Source organism: Haloarcula sp. Atlit-7R, from assembly GCF_003666065.1.
GTDB classification, from domain to species: Archaea; Halobacteriota; Halobacteria; order Halobacteriales; family Haloarculaceae; genus Haloarcula; species Haloarcula taiwanensis.
Genome location: NZ_QXIK01000056.1, coordinates 1 through 593, shown reverse-complemented (window position 1 = coordinate 593; position 593 = coordinate 1). Strand labels below are relative to the sequence as shown.

Below are 593 nucleotides of genomic sequence, written 5' to 3'. Positions count from 1 at the left end.
GGCGTCTACCACGTCGCGATGGCGGTCGTGACCGGCATCTCGCTCCGCGGGTTCGCCTTCGGGACCGTCGGCCTCGGCGCGTTCGCGCTGGCGATTCGCTTCCGCGGACGGGCGCGACGGCTCGGCGACGGCACCGCCGACGCGACCGGACTGGTGGTTCTCGCGCTGGCGTCGCTGGTGCTCGTGGTGCTGTCGGTTACGCTCCTCGGATAACTCGCGGTCGGAAAACGGGTTCGACCGGGTGTCGGCGGTGGCGACTCCGTCGCGTCGTCAGGTCAGGTCAGGTGTCGGGCTCGACTTCCGCTTCCTCGTCGCCGCCGTTCTCCTCGTCGTCGTCGCCGTTGCCGTCGGCGGCTTCGATGCCCGCGTTGGTCCGGATGCGTGCTTTCATGATGCGCGTGTTGTCGACCTGCTCGATGCGGATGACGATGTCGTTGTAGCTGATTTCTTCGCCCTCCTCGACGAGGCGGCCGGCGCGGTTGAAGATGAAGCCGGCGAGCGTCTCGAACTCCTCGCCCTCGGGGAGTTCGATGTCGAGCATCTCGTTGACCTCGTCGATGTTGACCTCGCCGCGGACGAGGTAGGTGTTCTCG

At 67.3% G+C, this 593-nt stretch carries 2 protein-coding genes; one reads left to right on the top strand and one right to left on the bottom strand.

Annotation, left to right across the window (positions count from 1 at the left end):
- Nucleotides 1-213 (top strand): hypothetical protein (locus D3D01_RS22595; protein WP_121513859.1); only part of this gene is annotated, 213 nt, incomplete at its 5' end.
- Nucleotides 214-280: 67 nt separating this feature from the next.
- On the opposite strand, the gene D3D01_RS22590 is transcribed toward D3D01_RS22595, so the two are convergent.
- Nucleotides 281-593, bottom strand: a 313-nt coding sequence (locus D3D01_RS22590) for a transporter associated domain-containing protein (protein ID WP_304999836.1), incomplete at its 5' end; no start/stop codon positions are given.